Genomic DNA, 20,013 nt, shown 5'->3' with positions numbered 1-20,013 from the left:
CTATCACCCTCTTCCTGCCATAAGATAAGCAAATGCTATACAGCAAATACCTAGTACTATATATCCTGCTGGGTTATAAATCTTAAATACACCTGTCGAGATTAAAGCAATTCCACCTATAAATAAAATATCGTCTGCAAAATTTAAAATCTTTTTCAATTTATTCAACTCCCCACCTCCTATGCAGTCCTTTTCACTAATTCTAAAAATTCTATTTTATGGTCTATATACACTCTATAGCAGATCATCATAGTTACTGCTCCATCGATTTTGTTTTCATCTTTCCCCTGCACTTTGATTGGCATCATTTCTTCTTTTGAATTTACATTCATTCCTGTATTCTCAAGGCATGATTTATCAATAGGATGATTATTATAGACAGCTTTTTTGCTCTTTAGATCTGCCTCTAGGAGTTTCATTGGCTCCGACATGCTTCCCCAGCTTTGGTCTACTTTCTTCATATCGAATCCGTACTCTTCCATTTCTTTCTGCCAATAGATAGCTGACCATTTATCAAAGCCTGTCTTGAAAAATCTAATTCCATAGTTTTTAAATAGACTATAAAACCATTGTGTAACTAACCTGAAATCATTCTCATTTCCTTCCGATAAGGTAATTAATCCTTCTCTAACCCACTCTCTGTATTTCCTTTCCTCTTCCTTGTTAAGATTGTCCAACTTCGATTCTGGGATGAAATAATGCTGTAGAAAATATTTTTTATCACTTCTGGGCTTCATCAGAAGTGCCCTTGCACTACATAAATCGCCAGTTTTACTTAGGTCTCCTGCACCTATAGCGAAGCAATTTCTAAAGTCTTCTATGTCAAATGTTTCTGTGTTTTCAATATCCTCTGCCATTAACCATGCAGTGGCATTATTTTGTTTTATATTAAAGTCTTTTGATAAAACAAATACTCTTGTAGCTTTACTAGTTTTAGCTTCTTCTATCATTTGCCTTAGAAATGACCATTTTTTTATTGTGCCTAGTCCTGGATTACTCTTTACCCATGTTTCTTCCTTCTGCCATATCTCTTGCTCGTTGTCTTGAGTATATAGCCATATCCTCCAACGAGGTCTATCTAATTCACCATTAAGCACTTGCCTGCCATCTTTTAGCCGGTTATCTAGATATCCGTCATTAATTACACCTTCTGTTGTAAGTTCAAAGTATAAAGGTTCGTCCTGGGTAGATAAAGCCTGTCTAATAGGCATTACTGATGTATTGTTTTTCATTTCATGCACTTCATCAACTGCCCCTACCCCTATATTTCTTCCTTCTTTAGCACCAGTCTTAGCTGATATCTTTTTTATAGTTCCTTTATTTTTATATGAAAACTTTCCTGTGCTTTTAGGCTTTTTAGGGTTTCCAAAGAATATCCCTTTTACATTTTTTCTAGTAACCTTCTCAAGTGCTTTACTTTCTTCCCTCATAGCGTTTATAGCTTGGAACATCAAATCAGCCTGTTCATAATCATTGCTGGAGCATAATATCTTAATCCCCATAGGACCACAAAAAAATTCAGCTAGACATATAGCTGAAACTAATGGTGTTTTGCCATTTTTTCTTCCTACTAGAAAAAGCACATCTTGAATCAATCTTACTAATCTGCCAACTTCATCATCATAGATTTTGAAGATATAGATTGATTCTATAAAGGCTTTTTGAAAGAGTTCTAATATAAAAGGCTTCCCAGCAAAAGGAGCCTCAAAGTGCTTGCATTTCGTTTCTATAAATTTAATCCGTTTATGAGCATCAGCTAAATCTACAGTTATTAAAGGATCGTTAAAGTCCAATATTATTCTGTCTAATTCCATCATTAACTCGTGCCCAATGATAATTTCCCCAGATTTGCACCTATTGATATATTCAATAAGCCAAGAGTGCTCTCCATATCTTTTTTCATTTAATAACATAGCATCACCTATTCAAATTCATCTAGATCATCGTCTTCTTCAATGATTCCCTTGCTTAGTACTCCATTGAGGGCTTTAATCACTACCGCATATGAGTTAATATTCTTAAGATACTGCCTAGCGGTCTCTATTGGCTTCTGCATCTCTGGATTAGAAGGATGAATTTTAACCATGCCTGTCTCTGCTAAAGATTGCTTCAGTACATAATTTTCTGCTTTCAGAAAGGCGGCATCTTCGATAAGCCCTTCAACTAATTTCTTTTTAGACTCTTCAACTTCTTGAAAAATCTTGGTCAGTTTCTCAAGTTCTTTTTTATAAATTTCCCTTTTAGGCATATTTTTAGAGACCTCCTTCCGATTTCGATTTTTTTGCTGTGTGTGTAAACTGTGTCGTTTACTCGGTCAGGACGGATTTCCCTCGATTGGTTTATAGGGGGGAGTCACTCAACAAATCGTTCAAACCATTTGTCGATATAACTTTTCCATTCGTCCTTTCGATACTTTCTTTCTTCATCTACTTCTAGTCTACTTATACATTCTTCCTTACTCACATTGCAGAAGATAAGTTCAGCACCTAAATCATTAGCTAACTTCTCACGCTTATATTTATCTGCATAACCGCCAATGATCCATGCACTGTTCCATTTACCATAGCGAGTTTTTATATTATCTATTAATGCATTATGCATTGCCCTAACATTGTTTAATAAATTATCTGGTTTATCATAAGCAGGAAGTAATGATACTGCTGCATAAAGCCTATCCATATCAATTATTAAATCTCCACGTGCCATATATTCTTCAACGTAAGATGATTTCCCACTTAATGGTGGCCCATAAACAATATATACTCCACGCTCTGGTTTATATCCAAAGCGTTTATGGATCTTATTATGGCAATCATGATGAACAACCATGACATTATCTGGGTTCAGTGATATGGAAACATCATGTACATTTTCAGGAGTTAATTCTATTTTGCTATGATGTAAAGTTAATTCAGCTGGCCTTATAACAAACTCATTACAATACTCACACTTCAAACCTCGTTCATTAATAATAGCCATTCTGAACTTCTGCCATTTTTCAGAAGCATAAAAGCTTTTTAATATAGCATGCTTTGCCATGTTACCACGCCTTTAATTCATCATTTTTTATTTGTACTCTTAGTCTCTCAACTCTTAGTTTTTGTTCCTCAGTAGTTGTATCCCAATTAGCATGAAGCATCTCATCGTAACGCTTTAACATGTTTGTTAGTTGCCCCATTGCTTTTGATTGAGCATTTAAGAAAGTAGCATGCTTATCCCAAGCTTGTTGAATCTCATATTCTTCTTCTCTATAAACTTCAACAATATCAGGATTTGATTTAGTGCCCAGATTTTTAGATTCTGATTTGAGCTTTTTTAATTCTTTTGTCTTATCTTCTTTATTTTTTACAAACATTATCTTTTGTGCTCTAATAATAGCAATCCATTGTGTCATGATCTGAGCCCAAAGTATTTCTAAAGGAGTTTCGCCTGCTTCTTCCGCTTCTTTAATTAAATTTCTAGCTTTAGCAGGATAATATTTAGAATACCATCCATATGTTCTAGCATTTTGATTCTCTTGTGGTGCTCCTCCACCTTTATTTCCTACTGCATTTTGATTATTGTAAGGAGCTCCTACCTTGTTGAGAGACTTTCTCCATTTGTCTTTTACTCTCCAGGTGTTTATGTTTGATACTTTTTCATTTAATATTTCTGCTATCTCTTTTGATGTTATATTTCCATTATGGTTTTTATAAAGTTCATGAGCTGCATCTCTGTTAGGACTTCTTTGTCTACCCATGATTTGTACCTCCAATAAAATAAGATTTATTTTATATCTTAATAACCTGCATTATAATATTATTTTTATATTGTTTTATGAATTAATTGAGTTTGTCTCAACCTACTTTTTTATACTAAAATAGGGTGAATTTTATTTTAGTCGTACCCTGTTTTTTATGTCTATCTTTTAAAACCTTTGATATTACACTATTTAAATCACTTTTTTGCCCTAATTTTGAATGTCTTATTTTCATAGGGAATCGTACATTCAAAATAATTTTTTCCTACTTCTTATATGCTTTATTTTTGTACCTCAATGTGCATGTTCAAGGAAATGAAACATTCGAAGAAAAAATATTATGATACCCTTATTAAATTGTTTAGAGAATCACTATACTTATCATAAGTTTCTCTATCCAATCCTAAATATACTTTTGTTTCTTCTGTGCTGCTATGCCCTAACATTTCTTTCACTAGAAGGAGATCATATTTACTCTCAACATAAATTGAATAAGCGAATGTTTTTCTCAGTGAGTGAGCTGTTATATTTTTTAGACCAAATTCCTCTCCAGCTTCTTTTAAGATTCTACTAATCGAGCTAACAGTAATGTATTTACCTTTTCTTGAAGGAAACAGGTATTCATAGTCTTTTTTGCCTTTTATATATTTTTTCAGTAAAATTTCTAAATTATGAATTACTTTAACAATCCTGGGCTTAATGTTTTCTTTTCTTATGTTTTTACTGTTAACCTTTTTGCCCTCTAGAATTTCAAAATAGCCATTATTTAAAGCTGTTTTAATATCTCTTACTTTAAGCTTAACGAGGTCTCCAGCTCTATAACCTGTTGATATTCCTAAAATAAAAAAAATATAGTCTCTTTCTCTCTTGTACTTCAAATAATCCTGAATATCCAGTGCTGTTTCTTTGTTTTTTATAGGATCAGCAGGTTTCTTTTTAACCATAATTGTCACCTGCCTTTCATGCATCTAGGCATCATGCAAAACAATTTTGTTCCTGTAAAAGTGCTATATGGACATTTATAGTGTTTATTACTTTTGAGCTTATCCATTTTTCTCTTTTCTTTACGTCTTTCTTCTCTATCAATCTTATCTAAATGCTTTTCAAAAACTCTCCTACTTATTTCTTTCATATTATCATCTCCAAAATTAAAAACCCTGCAGCATAATTGCCAACAGGGTTTTTTGTGGGTTTTGGTGGGTGTTTGAACTTTTCCTCACTATCATACTATCATGGATACCTAGTGCCTACAAGGACAACTTTCGGACACGATTCGGACAACTAATCTAATGCATCCGCTCCAAATAGTAATACTTGTATTTTGTTTATAAATTTGTTCTTATGTCTTCTGACAGTTCTTTCACTTATGTTTAGTCTAATTCCTATTTCTGAATTGTCAAGTTTCTCATCGGTAAAGTACCTAAGTTCTATAATCTTATAATACTCATCATTCTCAACACTCTTTATAGCTCTCTCAATTTTATGGATTAGTCTTTCAGTTCTCTCTTTAGCAGCTTTGTAGGCTTCTAATAATTCTGCGTATTCCTCTTCTTCCCTTTTTCCTGTTCCTCCAGTAGTATAAAAAACGATTGACTTTGACCTATTTTGAGGTCCGTATTTTTGTAGGTATTCAATGTCCTTTTCCTTTTGTTTTACAGCTTCCTTCAAATTTGGATAATTGTATAGAAGTTTCTCTGTCTTTTGAAACAGAGTACTTCCATCGCTTTTTAGTAATCTTGCCTTTTCTAGTTCTTTAACAGTTTCCTGTGCAGTCTTTTTTATCACTTGCTCAATATTTACTTCTCTCTTTTTAGCTGCTCCCATTTTTATCTCTCCCTTCCTTAAAAACAAATAGACACTATCAATAATAACCCTATCGATAGTGTCCGCTGGATATCCAGTAGGACTTAATATGCTTTTTTTCTGTCTCTTAATGTGTAATCCATCTGCAGGTTCCCATTATGATTGGAAATCTCGATGTTGATATGATCTAGCTTCCCCTCAGATTCAGCCATATTTAAAACTGACTTAATGAATTCATTAATCTGTATTTCTATTTTTTCTTTTTTACTTGATTTCACTAGGATGTCCCCCTTTATCCTATGTTTAATTCTTTAATGCTGTATTCCTGAATCGTATACCCTCCATCCCAAACTTCTACAAAACATCTTGATCCTGAGCTAGTATAATATTTAGCTTCTTTGCCGGTCTTTTTAACTCTGATCCGTTTAATGCATTTGCTGCAGTAAGTCCTGGTTCCTATTACTGTTAGCTCTTTAGTGTTTCTGATAGATTTTTTACAGGTACAACATTTTAATCTTATCCCATGTTATCTCCACCTTGTTTAATAAAGCTTAACAACTTCGCCTATAACTCTTTCAATTAGCTTGTCCCTATTCCCTTTGTGTTCTGCATGGCTTCCATAAATCTCCCACGCTCTAGCCTGATACCTTCTCTTAAACCTTCCCGATATTCAAGAGAGTCTTTATTGATTTTTTTATTAATCCTTTGTGCATTTCTCCTTTCTGCTCTATTCATTTTTTCCTCCCCACTAAACGTTTTTATAATCTTTCAATTTGTAGGTTGTTTTCCTGGGTGTCATTACTTCAACCGCTCTCGATATATAATACAAATATCTTTTTTCTTCTTCTTTGGTAGCCTTAACTTTTTCTCTTTCATCTTTGTTAATATACCTTTCTCCTGGCCAAGGCATAAGCTTTTACCCCCTTATTAACATTGCATCAAAATATTGGAATGCGTAACTAATCTAAGTCTAAATTCTCTCCAAATTTCTCAATGTATTCATCCATTTCACTTTCAACATAATGATTTCCTAAATATTCACAAACCCCTCTATCTTCAAAGTCTTTTTGTGTAAGAATATGTTCTCTATATCCTTTGCCATCATTTGCATCCCAATATCCTAACGAATATACCATGAATGGTTCGGGCATAGGCATCCACGCCACTACTGGATTTTCAGTTAATTCTTTTTTTCTCATTCCTTCCAGAATAAAAAAGTTCTCATTTCCCCCGCCCCACCACATTTCACAAACGCATCCGTTTTTTAAGGTTGCTATTACACTTTGGTGATTGTAAAGTATTCCATCATCACAATACTTTTCCGGTAGCTTTTCACTTACTGGTATCCAATTCATTTCCATACGTCCTTACCTCCTTTAGTTCGCATAATCTAAACTAGGTGCAACATTATTGTTATTCAATCCGCAAACATTCTTCCTTGCCCTGTGCTACTCCATTGCAACCAAACGGATAAATTTTATAATCTCCTTCTTTTACAATCCTAGCAGGAAAGTGTTCGTCTAGCACTCTAACAGTAACCTTCATATCGTTAGGATAATTTAAAAGTAATTTCTGTAACATTCCCACTGTTAACCCGCCACCCGTCCTATAATCTTCAAAAATTTTTTTGCTCATTATTTACTCCTCTCTTAATTAGAATGGTACTCCTTCATCCTCACCATATACTGGCTGAAAATCTTGTAATTCTATATCACTTTCATTAGAGTTGTTAGTTTTTTCTTTCTTCCCATATTCTAAAAACTCTACCTGATTTGCTACAATTTCTGTAACATATCTTTTCTCACCTTTTTGAGATTCATAGGACCTAGATTGTAGCCTTCCTTCGATTCCTACTAACCTTCCTTTAGCTAAGTAGTTTGCACAGCTTTCAGCCACTTTTCCCCATACAACAATGTTGAAAAAATCCGCTTCATTTGTTTTGGAAAATGGTCTATTCACTGCAATACTAAAAGTTGCTACAGCTTTCCCACTTTGTGTAAACCTTAGTTCCGGATCTCTTGCAAGCCGACCAATTAATACAACTGTATTCAATGTAATTGCTCCCCCATCTGTGTTTTTTTTAGGTTTTTAATACCCCTCTATCTGCCTTTGATGATTAATTATATTCTTTTTAACGTATGCTTTGCAGATTTCCTGCCAATCTAATCCCAGCCTATCTACACCTAAGTTTGCAAATATGAAGAATGCAGCCTTATAATTGGACACCTTCAAATTTCTTGTTTCTGATAGTTCAATTTTCCCTACATGATGCAGTAATTCTGTAAATATTCTTGCTGTTGTTCCTATTAGATCATCATCATGTGTAAATAAATCCCCATCTTCCAATCCTAGCTGATTTGCTATGCTTAGAAAAAAGTGCAAACAATCAACATACTCCTTAAGGGCATTGTCGTAATTGTTCTTCTTATTGCTCCAATGTTTAAAAAACTCAGGCAATTCATTTGCTAACTCACCTATTTCCACTTGTAATGCCAATACTGAGTTTGTTAATAGGTCCTGTCCCTCTAATCCTTTCTCCTGGATGATGTGTCTGTCTAATTCCTTTTGCATTGCATATAATTTATCTAAATCCATAATTATCCCCCTTGAATTCTAGGTATAATAACTTCATATCTCCAATCACTTCATGAAACATCCTTCCATTCATGACAACTTCTTCTGTTAAAATTGCTAATCTCCATGCCAGTGAGTCCACGGTTCTCTACCTCCTTGTATAGCTTTTGAAAGTAAGCTTTGAAGGTACATACTCCATATAAAAATCTCCAGTGTTTCCATCCCTTTGTTTTGCCAAAATAACTTCTACCAGTTTGTTTTGTCTCTTTTTTATCTGCTCTATCAGATTGTCTGTAACGATGCTGTCTTTATCCTTGACTGCAGCTTCAATTTCGTTGCGGTTAGGCAGATGAAGAAATATTACATTGTTTGCATCCTGTTCAATGGCTCCTGATTCCCTCAGATCTGCTAATGAAGGTCTTCTTCCATCTGCAGCTCTGTTTAGCTGACTTAGTAATACTACTGGTATCTTGTAGTCAAGGGATATATTTTTTATCTCCCTGCTTAACTCAGATACTTGCTGTTCTCTATTGGCATTTTTGCTACTTGGCTCTAACAATTGCAAGTAATCTATAATCAAAACGTCAGCTTTAGTTTCCCTAACCTTGGCTTTTATTTCTGGGATAGATTTGGCTGTAGTGTTTATAAATAGTGATAAGTTTGATAATAACCCCATCCCTTTAGCTATCCTACTCCAATCTTCATCTTCCAATTTTCTGTTTCTCAATCTCATGCTATCGATGGCGCATTTTGCAGCAAGTATTCGTTTAGCCATCTGCTTTTGACTCATTTCCCTAGATATGAGTAAGACTTTTAATTTTTTAGCAGCTATATGCATTGCTATCTGCAATGCAAAAGCTGTTTTACCAGTAGCTGGTCTTGCTGCTACTACTGTAACCTCTTCCTGATGTAACCCTGCCATTAATCTGTCCAAATCAGGTAACCCAGTATAATATTTTTCTGCTTCCTTAGGATCATAAGTCTCCAATTCATCATAAAGCTTAGAAAATATATCTTGGAGCCTATCCGATACTTGTGATTCTTCAAAACTAATATTATCTAAAGTTTGAGCTAAATTGGATTTTATACTGGTTGGGTCCTCCTCTGTTTTTAATGCCCTATTAAGAGCAGATTTACATTCTTGAATCAACTGCCTCCTTACTGCCTTTTCCTTCAAAATTTTTATGTAGTATTCTATATTGATCGTAGTCGCTACCATTGAAAGTGTTTCGTTTAAATATACCAAGTCTATAGGCTTGATGTTTTTTGTCTCTTCAAAGACTTGGATGTAATCAATAGGCTGATCCTTCTCATGTAAATTTTTCATGGCTTGAAAAATTATCTGATGTATATCTATATAAAAATCTTCATTTTTCAACTTTTGAATCCCAAACCACGTATTCTTATCTAGCAAAAATGCCCCTAGAACAGCTTGCTCCGCTTCTGCGCTATGTGGTAACTGCATCCCCCTTACCTCCCGTTCACATTGTACCTATCATCGGCATCTGCCCCCTGCTGGCTAAACCTACTACCAAACTCACTGTAGTTAATCCATTTCTGACCCTCATCTAACCAGTCTGTATACCCGTTCCCTTGTGTAAGAAATTTATCTAAAGTCATCTTGTAACTGCAAAACCTATAATTTGTATCAGCATAGGCTTGTCCGTACCTTTTTATGGCATCTATAATCTCTTCCTCTGTGTTATTCTTTAGAGCCTTATTAATTGCTTGCTGCATCTTCGAGGTCAACTGTCGATGGATGATAATATTTTGGAGATTATAGGCTTCAAAAATACTATTATTATTAATATATATATTCTTTTCATTCTTGTTTGTGTTTTTTCTTGGTTTTTGCATGGTTTTCTTGTGGTTTTCTTGTGGTTTTTCTGTGATTTCTCTATCTTGATAAATACTGTAGTTTTCAATCTTTATCGTGGTTTTTTTACGGTCTTTTTTTAGAGTGAGCATTTTTTCATTTTGAAGAGTATGCAAAAAATTGCGCACCTTGGTTTTGCTCCACCCCCATCTATCCGACAGCTTAATTTCTGACGTAACAAATTCCCCGCGTTCAACAAAAATGATTTCGTTTCCTAAAGGAAATTGGTTATCTTCGTGATTAGCTTGAAGCATTAAGTCTATCCAAGCTTGTCCTTTAGAAAAAGGTTTTTCCTTCCATGTCCAGTGAAATTGGATCTCCCTATGTAGCTTTATCCACCCTTGCATCTTTATCCCCCCTTTTTATAAAGATGGACTTATTTCTAACCTGCTGACCTAAATAAATTAATTTTCATATGATCACCCTTTCTCTATATTTTGTGGTATAATAATATAAAATAATTTTTTATAAATGTTTTCTAGATAGCCGATACAGTTGCAGCTGTACGGTTATTTTCTTTTTTGACGTATCCTCTTTCTTGGCACTTCTCATTGTGCTCATAGATTAGTTGTTGCACATCAAGAAAATCCCACAACCTCAATTTAAATGTTTCTATTACATGCTCTAGATCAAGCAGCTCATGGCCACAACGACGGATTTCATCTAGCTCTGTTTGACTACAATCATTCTTATCTTTTTTATTTAACATTAATTCTGTTAATTGGTCTAATGCTTCGTGAGCTTCTTTGGCCTCTTGCCTATATTTTGCAAAAATAGCCATAGGAGATAAATCTACATTATCTAAGATTTCATAGCAGTATTTTTGCCCTATTGGACATTCTTCTTTGCAATACCACATACTAAGATGCCGTACTTCATAGACTTCATTCATTCTTTCTGCTATTTCTGGAGCAGGTGTGACTTCACCACTTTCGATTTTTGCTAATGTCCTCTCGGATATGTAAAGCTCTTCTGCTGCCTTTGCTCTTGATTTGCCGGAGCTATTTCTTGCATTTCTATACATGTTTTCACCATCCTTTATGTACTTTTATTCATAGGCACCTGCAGTGCCAAATGTTATACTAGAAGTAGCTAATGTAACCGCCGAACCTTCTCTTCTTGAATAACTTCTCTTAAATAGATTTTCAAATCTCTGACTTTCCCACTAAAACAGTATATTTTAATAAGATCTCCCTTTATCTCAGGTGTCTTATCGAAGAAGATCATAGGGCACCCCCTTCTTTAAATATTTCTAGTAGTTGGCCACTATAGCATCCTGATTTTAGGTTTTTAGCTAGTACTCCATTACTACAATCTTGATTACCATTGATTCCTCTAGTACACTCCATGCAAGCTACCCACCACTCACCACTCTTATTTTTAAAACTCCCTTTTGGCTGCAAGACTATGCCCCCTCTCTAATAACCAGTACAATAGCAGGTCCTTTTTCCTTAATTCTCTTCTGACCATTTTTCACCTGAAACTGCTGATTAGAGTTCATCTTCAAGATACTGCTATTTTTTCTAGTAGCTAGCTCCTTCATTAATTCCTCTGAGCTAAAATTACTTAAACTGCTTGTCTTTTTAATAAACATTGATTATCCCCCTCTGTAATCCCCATATATTCAGCTAACAATTTAGGACTGATATGATAGGTCCATTTACTACTTAGCTTCACTGCTGTTCCTATAGGTAGTAATTGCCTTTGAAGTCCAACTCTTACAAATTGTTGTGATTTTCCCATGATTTCAGCAGCTTCTTTAACTGATATATTTTTTCTGTTAGTTAATGGCATGCTTTTCGTCCCCCTTGTTTTTGCTATTAAATTTTAATTATTAAATGCAAATTAACCCCATGTGCCACTTGAATAGTAATGATACCATTCACCATTAGACAGCCTAACACAAACTGTATTAGATGTATCAACCCATGCTTCTACGATCTCCATGTTTTTCTGTCTTTCAGTACCATTGCAGGCAACATGATTTCGATGCACATTAAACATGTGTTTCTGCTGTTCTTCTGTTAATTTTGATAGTCCTTTAATTTTCATAACGTACAACTCCCCCCTTTTTAGGCTAGTTTCCCTTTGTGGCTTATTGTATCATTTGATATAAAAAAAATATCCTCTATTTTGACCTTAAAATATTCTGCGATACGTTTTGCTACAATAACATTTGGCGTTCTAATTCCATTTTCATAATGAGAATAAACAGCTCTATTAATTCCTATACCTTTAGCTGTCATTTCTTGAGTCTCTTTTTTCTTTTTTCTCAATTCTTTTAATGTCATCTTACTTCTCATACAAACCCTCCTTTGATACGTTTTGTATCTTGATTATATGATACACTTAGTATCATTGTCAACCCCTTTCATAAAAATAAATATACTTTTTGTATCATTTGTTTCTTTTTGTATCAAAATTAGTTAATATTAACATGAGGTGGTATATATGAAATTACCAAGTATATTAAAAGAATTAAGAGCAGAAAAAGGGCTCACTCAGGATGAACTTAGTAATAAGCTTAGTATTAACAGAGCTACGTATGCTCATTATGAAACTGGTAGAAGACAACCTGATGCAGAAACATTGCAATTGCTAGCTGATTGTTTTTCAGTTTCTGTGGATTATCTTCTTGGTAGAACCGATGTAAAAAATCCAGACAAGTTTAAATCTAATTATCAACATAGCAAAGAAGATTTAGAAAAATTAAATGTTCTCACATCTAAAGACGAAAAGGAGATAGAGAAAAAAATAAGCGAGATAAAAGAATCATTGACTAAACAAGATGGGTTAATGTTATCCGGAGAGCCTGCATCCGAAGAAGCATTGGAAAGTATACTGGATGCTCTAGAATATGGTATGAGACAAGCAAAACGAATCAATAAGAAGTACACCCCAAAGAAGTACCGCAAAGAAGATAAAGAATAAAATTTGCATTCTGGGGATTGGGGGATTTACATGGAGATTAAAACTATAGTTAATAGGCTAGTAGAAAAATACCAAACTAAAGATCCTTTTGTATTGGCTTCCTGCCTCAATATATCCACTAATCTATGGCCACTACATGAAAATATACAAGGTCTTTATCAAAACTTTAAAAGAAACAAATTCATTTTCATCAATGACAACTTGTTATACGAGCAGCAGAAGATAGTATTAGCACATGAAATTGGACATGCGGTTCTACATAAAGGGCTAAATGTATGTTTTTTAGAAGCTAATACTTTTTTTATAAAAAACAAATTTGAGACAGAAGCCAATAGGTTTGCGGTAGAATTATTAATTACTGATGAAATGATTTATAGGTTTGAAGGCTATACCGTGGAGCAAATAGCAACTGCTATGGAAATAGATGTAAATATGTTAAAATTAAAGTTATAAGGGGGATATAACATGTCTAAGTTAATGGAAAAAGATGGACAATCAATATTTGAAAGCATCAAGAAAATTAATGAGTATGGTGCCGAATATTGGTCTGCTAGAGATTTAGCCAAAGTTCTTGATTATAAGGATTTCAGAAATTTTGAAACCGCTATAGAAAAAGCTAAGAAATCTTGCGAAACTAGCGATCACAATGTGTCAGACCATTTCGTTGAAGCCACCAAAATGGTTCAACTTGGCTCAAATTCAGAAAGAGAAGTAAAAGATTACCATCTCTCAAGATATGCTTGCTACCTATTAATACAGAATGCAGATCCATCCAAATCAATGGTTGCTCTTGGACAAACTTATTTTGCAGTCCAAACAAGAAAACAGGAATTGCAAGAAGAGTTTGAGCTTATGGATGAAGAAAAGAAAAGATTAGCTATTAGAAATGAATTAAAGGAACATAATAAGAAGCTAGTCGATGCTGCTAACAGTGCTGGAGTTAAATCTAATATGGAATATGCTATTTTTCAAAATCATGGTTATCAAGGATTATATGGTGGTTTAAATGCTAAAGACATTCATGAAAGGAAACAATTGAAAAAGTCGCAAAAAATATTAGATCATATGGGAAGTACAGAACTCGCTGCAAACTTATTTAGAGCTACTCAAACTGAGGAAAAATTGAAAAGAGATAAAGTAAAAGGTAAGCATAATGCTAATAAAACTCACTTTGAAGTAGGTAAGAAGGTTAGAGATACTATTGAAGAACTCGGAGGAACAATGCCGGAAGATCTTCCTGTTTTAGAAGATATAAAGAAAGTTGAAAAGAAGCATAAAAAACTAACAAGAAATACGTAACTCTTGAAGCTACTGAAAAGTAGCTCTTATTTTCAAATTACATGAGAACATACGTTTCTTTTTATGGTATAATATGGATTAATAAAGGGGTGGTGATTGCTATGAGATTACCTAACGGATACGGTTCAGTTTATAAGTTATCTGGCAATAGAAGAAAGCCTTGGATAGCCAGAAAGACAATCGGTTGGAACGATGAAGGAAAACAGTTATATCAAACGATAGGCTATTACGAGAGTAGAAAAATAGCTCTACAAGCTCTTGCTGATTTTAATAAAAATCCTTATAGTGTTGAGGTATCAACTGTTACATTCTCAGAGATATTTGAAAAATGGTCTACTGAAAAGTTTCCTAAAATATCAAGATCTAACCAAAGTGGATACAACTCCGCATACAACCATGCTCTATCTTTACATGATCTAAAATTTGTAGACATTAGAACAGCACACCTACAGGGAGTAATTGATAATTGCACTAAAGGACATGGTACGCTAAGAAAAATAAAAGTTTTATTCAGCCAGTTATATGCTTATACCATGGCCAATGATATTATTAATAAGGATTATTCGAACTATATAGATATTGGAAAAAATGAAGATGAGTCTACCAGAGAACCTTTTACTAAAGAAGAGATTCAGGTACTGTGGGACAATGTAGGTAGAATGGACTTTATAGATACAATCCTAATCATGATTTACACTGGATTAAGACCCGGGGAGTTGCTTTTAATTAATGCTGCAGATATAAATCTGGAAAATCGAACTATGCGTGGCGGTATTAAAACAAGTGCTGGTAAAAATAGACTTATACCTATTAGTAAAAAAGTTATGCCATTTATTGAAAAGCGGGTTTCGAAAGGTAATGAGTTTCTAGTTGCTAATCATGAGCAAAAACAAATGAGATACTGGAACTACTATGAAGAAAAATGGAAGAAAATAATGGAGCAATTAGAGATGAATCATAAGCCTCATGACTGCAGACATACCTTTGCCTCTTTAATGGATTCAGCAGGTGCAAATAAGCTTTGTATAAAACGTATTATGGGCCATGCTAGCAAGGATATAACTGACAAAATTTATACCCATAAGGACATTGAAGAGTTAAAAGAAGCTATAGATTTATTATAATTTACTTGTTAGTTATATGTTAGTTTAATGTTAGTTGTAACTAAATTTCAATGGATTTCTACAGGTTCTAAAGAAACAACAAACCCCCAAACATAAACGTTTGAGGGTTTTTCTTTGACTTGCTTTTTATCTTTTTGAGAACTGTGGTGCACGTCTCGCAGCTTTTAAACCGTATTTCTTTCTTTCCTTCATTCTTGCATCTCTAGTTAAGAAACCAGCTTTTTTTAAGATTCCTCTCAACTCTTCATCTGCTTTGATTAGAGCTCTTGAGATACCATGTCTTAAAGCACCAGCTTGACCAGTGAAGCCGCCACCTTTTACAGTTGCGATAACGTCGTATTTACCAAGAGTGTTAGTTAATTCTAATGGACGTCTAACTTCTCTCTTTAATGTTTCATAGTCTAAATATTCATCAATGTCACGTTTATTTATAGTTACGTTTCCTTCACCAGGAACTAATCTTACTCTAGCAATTGATTTTTTTCTTCTACCAGTTCCGTAATAAGCTACTTTTGCCATCTTTTTCTCCTCCTTTCGTATCCGATAAAGCTATATATCTAATACTTCTGGTTTTTGAGCTTCGTGATTATGGTTAGGACCAGCGTATACTTTTAATTTATTAATCATTTGTCTACCTAGTCTAGTTTTTGGAAGCATACCTTTTACTGAGTTTTGAATTAGCTTTTCAGGTTTCTCTGCAAGCATTCTTCTAAAGCTGATTTGTTTTAAACCACCTGGATGTCCTGTATGATAAGTATAGAACTGTTGATCTAATTTCTTTCCAGTTAAATTAACCTTTTCTGCATTCACAATGATAACAAAATCACCTGTATCAACGTGAGGTGTATACTCTGGTTTATTCTTTCCTGTTAAGATCTTAGCAACTTCTGTACATAATCTACCTAATGTTTTACCTTCAGCATCAACTACAAACCATCTTTTTTCTACTTCATTTGGTTTTGCCATATATGATTTCATCGTTTTCCCTCCTTCTTGATTTCTAAAATTCACTATCTTCTTCTGGAAGTTTTAATTCATATTTACTCACGTCATATTATATATGCATAAGATCCGGGGCTAGTGGATCATTTTTACATACACACACTCATATATTGTAATACAACCAGCCTAGTGTGTCAAGGGGTAAAATACGTTATCTAAAAATAATCCTTGGGGAGGGGCTGTATGTCCTGCCTGTCTTCTGTCCCCCTCTTCTAAGGCCACTTTTACAGTGTTTAGATTTCTTTTATGGTTGGCTACTTCAACCAATGTTCCTACCATAATTCTCACCATATTGTACAGAAACCCATTCCCTTCGAAGGTTATCCATATACTGTTGTTTTCCTTATTTACTTTTATTGCATGTATAGTTCTAATCGTATCCTTAACATTGCTACCACTAGACATAAATCCTTTAAAATCATGGGCTCCTATAAAGATGTTGGCTGCTTCCTTCATCTTATCTAAATCCAAGCTATAGGGGATATGATAGCTATAATTTCTTAGCAGAGCACTTCTTTGGGGATGATTATAGAGGTGATAGGAGTACCTTTTCCCTTTCGCCCAGTACCTAGCATGAAACTCATTTGAGACTTCTCTGGCCTCTAAAATAGTAATATCCTCTGGTAGAAAGTGATTCATGGCTATAGGGAACCGCTCAATTGGAATACTCGAAGCAGTATAAAAATTTGCTACCTGCCCCCTAGCATGGACTTTAGCATCTGTTCTGCCAGAGCCATTGATATTAGCATTCTCTCCTGTTAGGTTTTTGAGGGCTACCATGATTTCTTGTTGTATCGTTCTCCCATTAGGTTGTATCTGCCATCCATTGTAGTTTGTACCATCATACTCTATTTTAATCATAATGTTTCTCATGAAACCAACTCCGTTTTTATGAGGTTAAGGTCAAGGTTGAGGTCTAGCTTTTGTAATATATTTGTTATATAGAAATTAATCTGTATAGATAACTACTTAAGGTTAAATGAAAGTATCCACTATGTTTATTTAGTAAAACATCGCTTATAGAAGCTATTAATATGCTATGACTTGACTATACTAGTAAATTCTATTTATTATCTTATTCTCATGAAAATTAATATTCCAATTAACCCAGTAGTTATACCCAAACTAATAAAGTCCCGTTTTTCTACTTTTAATTGTTTCATTCTCGTACGGTTGTCTCCTCCACGATAGCATCTTGCCTCCATAGCCATAGCCAACTCATCTGCCCTTCTAAAGGCACTAATAAACAAAGGCACCAGTAAGGGTACTAAGCTTTTAGCGCGATTAATAATATTACCACTTTCAAAATCTGCCCCTCTGGCAATTTGTGCCTTCATGATTTTATCGGTTTCTTCTAATAGCGTTGGTATAAATCGTAGGGCTATCGTCATCATCATGGCTAATTCATGGGCTGGAACACCAATCTTTTTAAAGGGATTTAACAGATGTTCAATGCCATCAGTTAACATAATTGGAGAAGTGGTTAAGGTTAATAAAGAGGTTCCCACCACTAAAAGTATTAATCTTATTGCCATAAATACCGCTTGATATAGTCCTTCTCTAGTGACCTGTAAGGGACCTATTCCAAATAAAATTTCTCCCCTTGTCATAAATACATTAATAAAGAAGGTAATCATAATCAAAATGTATAAAGGCTTTAGACCCTTAAGCATATATTTGAAGGGAATTTGGGAAATAGCAATGGAAGTAGCAATAAAGGCGACTACATAGATATAACCTATAAAGTTTTCAACCAAAAACAACCCTGCAATTATAGCAAAAGTAATTAAAATTTTGGTCCTAGGGTCTAGCTTGTGTATAACTGATCCTGTTGGATAGTGTTGTCCTATAGTAATATCTTTAAGCATTTTCCTTACCTCTTATCCATTTCAATATTTCTTCTTTTGCTTCTTCCACCGTTAAGATGTCGTCTTTTAAATGAATACCTCGTTGTTTTAGTTTGTCCATTAGATAAGTAATCTGAGGAACACCCAATCCTATAGCCTCTAATGTAGCGGACTCTCTAAATACTTTTCTGGGGGTTCCAGTTAAAGCAACCTTCCCCCTATGCATAACGATAATTCTATCTACAAGTCTAGCTATGTCCTCCATACTATGGGATACTAAAATAACAGTATTTTTATATATTGTATGCAAATATTTAATCTGCTCCAGTATCTCATCTCTAGCCCTTGGATCTAAGCCTGCTGTTGGTTCATCTAATATTAATACCTCTGGTTTCATAGCCAGAACTCCTGCAATAGCAACTCTTCTTCTTTGGCCTCCACTTAGTTCAAATGGTGATCTATCCTTTAAGGCTTTATAGGACAAATTAACTAATTCCATAGATTCTTTAACTCTAGCCTCTACCTCCTCTTTGGATAAACCTAAATTCATTGGGCCAAAGGCTATGTCCTTATAAACTGTTTCTTCAAATAGTTGGTGTTCAGGATATTGAAAAACCAGTCCTACCTTTTTCCTCACCTCAGGCAGCTTAACGTTGGTTCCAGTTATATCAAGTCCATTGATGATAATTTTACCACTAGTAGGTTTAATTAATCCATTTAAATGCTGAGTTAAAGTGGATTTACCTGAACCAGTATGTCCAATTAATCCAATAAATTCTCCATCGAAAATCTCCAGGCTTACATCATCCAATGCCTTTGTTTCAAAGGGGCTTTTGGGATTATAAATATAGGTTAAGTTTTCTATTTTAATTGACATAATTCCATCACCATCTCATCTACCGTCAGAATATCCTTTGGTATGTTGATGCCTTCCTTTCTCAATTCATAGGCCAAATCTGTAACCTGAGGAACATCTAAGCCTAATGTCTTTAGCTTATCTACCTGAGAAAACACTTCTATTGGACTTCCTTGTAAAACAATTTCCCCATCCTCCATCACAATCACCCGATCGGCATTTACTGCCTCCTCCATAAAGTGGGTAATGTGAATAATAGTTATATTCTCTTCTTTGTTCAATTTTTTGATGGTGTTGATGACCTCTCGTCTTCCTGAAGGATCTAGCATGGCTGTTGGTTCATCAAATATGATACACTTAGGCCGCATAGCAATAACGCCAGCTATGGCAATTCTCTGCTTTTGTCCCCCTGACAGAAGATGGGGCCCCTTATGACTATATTCCGTCATATCAACAATTTTAAGGGCTTCATCTACCCTTCTGCGAATTTCTTGAGAAGGTATGCCTAGGTTTTCTGGCCCAAAGGCCACATCCTCCTCTACGATGGTGGCAACAATTTGATTATCGGGATTTTGAAAAACCATTCCTGCAGTTTGTCTTATATTCCATAAATATTCTTCTTCTTTAGTATTCATCCCTTGAATCTTTATATCACCTTCTGTAGGAAGTAATAAGGCATTAATATGCTTTGCCAAAGTGGATTTTCCAGAGCCATTGTGGCCAATAATAACCAGAAATTCTCCTTCCTCCACCTGTAGATTAACCTTCTTTAGTGCGTTAAATTCTTCTTCATTATTTTTATACTGAAATGTAACCTCTTCTACTTCTATTATAGGTTTCATACAAATCTCCTTCTTGCACCAATATTAGCTTAATACTGAAGTTAAAGTTAACTAAGTTTAACCTTAACCTCAGCCTTAACCTCCATCTAAAACCTAGTTTTATTTAGTTTGTTTCATCCA

General features: G+C 34.5%; 35 protein-coding genes. 4 read left to right on the top strand and 31 right to left on the bottom strand.

Translation table 11 applies throughout. From position 1 onward, the window contains the following. Positions 1-3: 3 nt before the first annotated feature. The 25 genes from BLS22_RS15230 to BLS22_RS13490 form a co-directional block, all read right to left on the bottom strand. Positions 4-168 carry a hypothetical protein gene (locus BLS22_RS15230; RefSeq protein ID WP_176762190.1) on the bottom strand — a complete coding sequence of 55 codons (165 nt, stop codon included), beginning with the start codon at positions 166-168 and terminating at the stop codon, positions 4-6. Positions 169-179: 11 nt separating this feature from the next. Continuing rightward, a complete protein-coding gene (locus BLS22_RS13580) occupies positions 180-1,913 on the bottom strand; it encodes a terminase large subunit (RefSeq protein WP_090554718.1) in 1,734 nt (577 codons plus the stop codon). 8 nt (positions 1,914-1,921) lie between these two features. Further along, positions 1,922-2,248 (bottom strand): hypothetical protein, encoded by a 327-nt coding sequence (locus BLS22_RS13575; protein WP_090554717.1) that lies wholly within the window; start codon positions 2,246-2,248, stop codon positions 1,922-1,924. 104 nt (positions 2,249-2,352) lie between these two features. Further along, complete coding sequence (locus tag BLS22_RS13570; RefSeq protein WP_090554715.1) at positions 2,353-3,039, bottom strand: HNH endonuclease family protein; 687 nt, start codon at positions 3,037-3,039, stop codon at positions 2,353-2,355. A 1-nt stretch (position 3,040) separates the two neighbouring features. Continuing rightward, complete coding sequence (gene terS / locus BLS22_RS13565) at positions 3,041-3,739, bottom strand: phage terminase small subunit (protein WP_090554714.1); 699 nt, start codon at positions 3,737-3,739, stop codon at positions 3,041-3,043. A gap of 338 nt (positions 3,740-4,077) precedes the next feature. Next, the gene (locus BLS22_RS13560; RefSeq protein WP_090554712.1) at positions 4,078-4,683 is read right to left on the bottom strand and encodes a tyrosine-type recombinase/integrase; all 606 of its coding nucleotides are present in this window, start codon (positions 4,681-4,683) and stop codon (positions 4,078-4,080) included. Between the two features lie 5 nt (positions 4,684-4,688). Continuing rightward, positions 4,689-4,871 (bottom strand): hypothetical protein, encoded by a 183-nt coding sequence (locus BLS22_RS13555; protein WP_090554711.1) that lies wholly within the window; start codon positions 4,869-4,871, stop codon positions 4,689-4,691. A 149-nt stretch (positions 4,872-5,020) separates the two neighbouring features. Then, positions 5,021-5,563 (bottom strand): sigma factor-like helix-turn-helix DNA-binding protein, encoded by a 543-nt coding sequence (locus tag BLS22_RS13550; RefSeq protein WP_090554709.1) that lies wholly within the window; start codon positions 5,561-5,563, stop codon positions 5,021-5,023. A gap of 83 nt (positions 5,564-5,646) precedes the next feature. Then, complete coding sequence (locus BLS22_RS15225; RefSeq protein WP_176762189.1) at positions 5,647-5,820, bottom strand: hypothetical protein; 174 nt, start codon at positions 5,818-5,820, stop codon at positions 5,647-5,649. A gap of 301 nt (positions 5,821-6,121) precedes the next feature. Continuing rightward, the gene (locus BLS22_RS15220) at positions 6,122-6,277 is read right to left on the bottom strand and encodes a hypothetical protein (protein ID WP_176762188.1); all 156 of its coding nucleotides are present in this window, start codon (positions 6,275-6,277) and stop codon (positions 6,122-6,124) included. Positions 6,278-6,290: 13 nt separating this feature from the next. After that, positions 6,291-6,452 carry a hypothetical protein gene (locus BLS22_RS15215; protein ID WP_176762187.1) on the bottom strand — a complete coding sequence of 54 codons (162 nt, stop codon included), beginning with the start codon at positions 6,450-6,452 and terminating at the stop codon, positions 6,291-6,293. Positions 6,453-6,501: 49 nt separating this feature from the next. After that, positions 6,502-6,903, bottom strand: coding sequence for a DUF551 domain-containing protein (locus tag BLS22_RS13545; RefSeq protein WP_090554708.1), 402 nt, complete (start codon positions 6,901-6,903; stop codon positions 6,502-6,504). Positions 6,904-6,955: 52 nt separating this feature from the next. Then, positions 6,956-7,177 carry a hypothetical protein gene (locus tag BLS22_RS13540; RefSeq protein WP_090554706.1) on the bottom strand — a complete coding sequence of 74 codons (222 nt, stop codon included), beginning with the start codon at positions 7,175-7,177 and terminating at the stop codon, positions 6,956-6,958. An 18-nt stretch (positions 7,178-7,195) separates the two neighbouring features. Further along, on the bottom strand, positions 7,196-7,594 hold the full coding sequence (locus BLS22_RS13535) for a single-stranded DNA-binding protein (protein ID WP_090554704.1): 399 nt from the start codon (positions 7,592-7,594) through the stop codon (positions 7,196-7,198). Positions 7,595-7,630: 36 nt separating this feature from the next. Then, positions 7,631-8,137, bottom strand: a complete 507-nt coding sequence (locus tag BLS22_RS13530; RefSeq protein ID WP_090554702.1) for a dUTP diphosphatase — start codon at positions 8,135-8,137, stop codon at positions 7,631-7,633. Continuing rightward, the gene (locus BLS22_RS15545) at positions 8,124-8,258 is read right to left on the bottom strand and encodes a hypothetical protein (RefSeq protein ID WP_280139590.1); all 135 of its coding nucleotides are present in this window, start codon (positions 8,256-8,258) and stop codon (positions 8,124-8,126) included. Before BLS22_RS15545 ends, BLS22_RS13530 begins: the two co-directional genes overlap by 14 nt. A gap of 6 nt (positions 8,259-8,264) precedes the next feature. After that, complete coding sequence (locus BLS22_RS13525; RefSeq protein WP_090554700.1) at positions 8,265-9,581, bottom strand: replicative DNA helicase; 1,317 nt, start codon at positions 9,579-9,581, stop codon at positions 8,265-8,267. Positions 9,582-9,586: 5 nt separating this feature from the next. After that, the gene (locus BLS22_RS13520; protein ID WP_090554699.1) at positions 9,587-10,339 is read right to left on the bottom strand and encodes a hypothetical protein; all 753 of its coding nucleotides are present in this window, start codon (positions 10,337-10,339) and stop codon (positions 9,587-9,589) included. Between the two features lie 131 nt (positions 10,340-10,470). Continuing rightward, positions 10,471-11,016, bottom strand: coding sequence for a helix-turn-helix domain-containing protein (locus BLS22_RS13515; protein ID WP_090554697.1), 546 nt, complete (start codon positions 11,014-11,016; stop codon positions 10,471-10,473). A gap of 68 nt (positions 11,017-11,084) precedes the next feature. After that, entirely contained in the window at positions 11,085-11,219 is a 135-nt protein-coding gene (locus tag BLS22_RS15540) for a hypothetical protein (RefSeq protein ID WP_280139589.1), read from the bottom strand. Further along, positions 11,216-11,395, bottom strand: a complete 180-nt coding sequence (locus BLS22_RS13510) for a hypothetical protein (protein ID WP_090554695.1) — start codon at positions 11,393-11,395, stop codon at positions 11,216-11,218. Before BLS22_RS13510 ends, BLS22_RS15540 begins: the two co-directional genes overlap by 4 nt. A 2-nt stretch (positions 11,396-11,397) precedes the next feature. Further along, positions 11,398-11,586, bottom strand: coding sequence for a BC1881 family protein (locus BLS22_RS13505; RefSeq protein WP_090554693.1), 189 nt, complete (start codon positions 11,584-11,586; stop codon positions 11,398-11,400). After that, a complete protein-coding gene (locus tag BLS22_RS13500; protein WP_090554691.1) occupies positions 11,559-11,786 on the bottom strand; it encodes a hypothetical protein in 228 nt (75 codons plus the stop codon). Before BLS22_RS13500 ends, BLS22_RS13505 begins: the two co-directional genes overlap by 28 nt. 51 nt (positions 11,787-11,837) lie before the next feature. Then, on the bottom strand, positions 11,838-12,053 hold the full coding sequence (locus tag BLS22_RS13495) for a hypothetical protein (RefSeq protein WP_143011293.1): 216 nt from the start codon (positions 12,051-12,053) through the stop codon (positions 11,838-11,840). Positions 12,054-12,064: 11 nt separating this feature from the next. After that, complete coding sequence (locus BLS22_RS13490; RefSeq protein WP_176762186.1) at positions 12,065-12,295, bottom strand: helix-turn-helix transcriptional regulator; 231 nt, start codon at positions 12,293-12,295, stop codon at positions 12,065-12,067. Between the two features lie 148 nt (positions 12,296-12,443). Here BLS22_RS13490 and BLS22_RS13485 point away from each other — a divergent pair, with 148 nt between their 5' ends. The 4 genes from BLS22_RS13485 (at position 12,444) to BLS22_RS13470 (ending at position 15,346) form a co-directional block, all read left to right on the top strand. Then, positions 12,444-12,923, top strand: coding sequence for a helix-turn-helix domain-containing protein (locus BLS22_RS13485; RefSeq protein ID WP_090554687.1), 480 nt, complete (start codon positions 12,444-12,446; stop codon positions 12,921-12,923). Between the two features lie 30 nt (positions 12,924-12,953). Further along, a complete protein-coding gene (locus BLS22_RS13480) occupies positions 12,954-13,376 on the top strand; it encodes an ImmA/IrrE family metallo-endopeptidase (RefSeq protein WP_090554684.1) in 423 nt (140 codons plus the stop codon). A 12-nt stretch (positions 13,377-13,388) separates the two neighbouring features. Then, positions 13,389-14,222, top strand: coding sequence for a DNA damage-inducible protein D (gene dinD / locus BLS22_RS13475; RefSeq protein WP_090554682.1), 834 nt, complete (start codon positions 13,389-13,391; stop codon positions 14,220-14,222). Between the two features lie 101 nt (positions 14,223-14,323). Beyond that, entirely contained in the window at positions 14,324-15,346 is a 1,023-nt protein-coding gene (locus BLS22_RS13470) for a tyrosine-type recombinase/integrase (protein WP_090554680.1), read from the top strand. A gap of 126 nt (positions 15,347-15,472) precedes the next feature. Here the strand turns inward: BLS22_RS13470 and rpsI are convergent, their stop codons facing one another. From rpsI to BLS22_RS13440, 6 genes are all read right to left on the bottom strand, one after another. After that, positions 15,473-15,865: a 30S ribosomal protein S9 gene (rpsI, locus tag BLS22_RS13465; RefSeq protein WP_090554678.1), complete on the bottom strand. Its 393-nt coding sequence runs from the start codon at positions 15,863-15,865 to the stop codon at positions 15,473-15,475. Positions 15,866-15,895: 30 nt separating this feature from the next. Next, positions 15,896-16,324: a 50S ribosomal protein L13 gene (rplM, locus tag BLS22_RS13460; RefSeq protein ID WP_090554676.1), complete on the bottom strand. Its 429-nt coding sequence runs from the start codon at positions 16,322-16,324 to the stop codon at positions 15,896-15,898. A 150-nt stretch (positions 16,325-16,474) separates the two neighbouring features. Beyond that, positions 16,475-17,221 carry a tRNA pseudouridine(38-40) synthase TruA gene (gene truA / locus BLS22_RS13455; RefSeq protein ID WP_090554674.1) on the bottom strand — a complete coding sequence of 249 codons (747 nt, stop codon included), beginning with the start codon at positions 17,219-17,221 and terminating at the stop codon, positions 16,475-16,477. 197 nt (positions 17,222-17,418) lie between these two features. After that, a complete protein-coding gene (locus BLS22_RS13450; RefSeq protein ID WP_090554672.1) occupies positions 17,419-18,216 on the bottom strand; it encodes an energy-coupling factor transporter transmembrane component T family protein in 798 nt (265 codons plus the stop codon). Next, positions 18,209-19,072 (bottom strand): energy-coupling factor transporter ATPase, encoded by an 864-nt coding sequence (locus tag BLS22_RS13445; protein ID WP_090554670.1) that lies wholly within the window; start codon positions 19,070-19,072, stop codon positions 18,209-18,211. Before BLS22_RS13445 ends, BLS22_RS13450 begins: the two co-directional genes overlap by 8 nt. Next, positions 19,057-19,893: an energy-coupling factor transporter ATPase gene (locus tag BLS22_RS13440; RefSeq protein ID WP_090554668.1), complete on the bottom strand. Its 837-nt coding sequence runs from the start codon at positions 19,891-19,893 to the stop codon at positions 19,057-19,059. Before BLS22_RS13440 ends, BLS22_RS13445 begins: the two co-directional genes overlap by 16 nt. Positions 19,894-20,013 lie beyond the last annotated feature (120 nt).

It is taken from the genome of Natronincola ferrireducens, assembly GCF_900100845.1.
Lineage (GTDB): Bacteria > Bacillota > Clostridia > Peptostreptococcales > Natronincolaceae > Natronincola_B > Natronincola_B ferrireducens.
This window is presented reverse-complemented; position numbering and strand designations above follow the sequence as displayed.